Annotated in this window: 2 pseudogenes; one reads left to right on the top strand and one right to left on the bottom strand. The window is 25.8% G+C overall.

Annotated features, from left to right (window positions below):
- Positions 1 to 126: pseudogene (locus ACF91D_RS31505) on the bottom strand (pyridoxamine 5'-phosphate oxidase family protein); the annotation flags it as partial.
- A 230-nt stretch (positions 127 to 356) separates the two neighbouring features.
- Here ACF91D_RS31505 and ACF91D_RS31510 point away from each other — a divergent pair.
- Positions 357 to 559 (top strand): annotated as a pseudogene (locus tag ACF91D_RS31510) (cryptochrome/photolyase family protein); the annotation flags it as partial.

The raw sequence follows: 559 nt of genomic DNA on the forward strand, positions 1-559 counted from the left end.
AAGATCATCATTATAAAAAACCATATATCTACTATTAGGCACGTTGTTATGTGCAGTTGATAAGACACCAATTCTTGATTGATTCAATATATTTTCTATTTTATAAAGTACTTTATCTTTATTCATATTAAATTCACCTCTTTTTGAATTATACCCTGAATTTGAGTGAATAATGTTCTAAAGCCTTTATATTTACATATAAGGAAAGTAGGGTATAAATAAAGAAGTATTATACAAAGAAAATATTTCATATAAGCTAATTCAATTTAATAATGCTAAAAAAAGCAAGGTAGCTTAGTAGTAACTAATATTCCAATAAAATGTTACTTTAAATCCAGAAGATTAGGGGACAAAATATGCATTTAGGAGTTATTCTTAACCGGGTATTTAGAATCAAAGATAATCCATTATTTGATTATGTAGTAAACAATCAAGAAGAAATTGAAAAATTATATCTCATTTTACCTTTAGAAGATCTATCAGATGCAGGGGAATCAAAACAACAATATTATGATACAGTAGCGAGTGGTTTCGTTAAAACTTTGCATAAACATAATAT

The organism is Staphylococcus sp. 231237_7MaSpsaltlick (genome assembly GCF_043107035.1).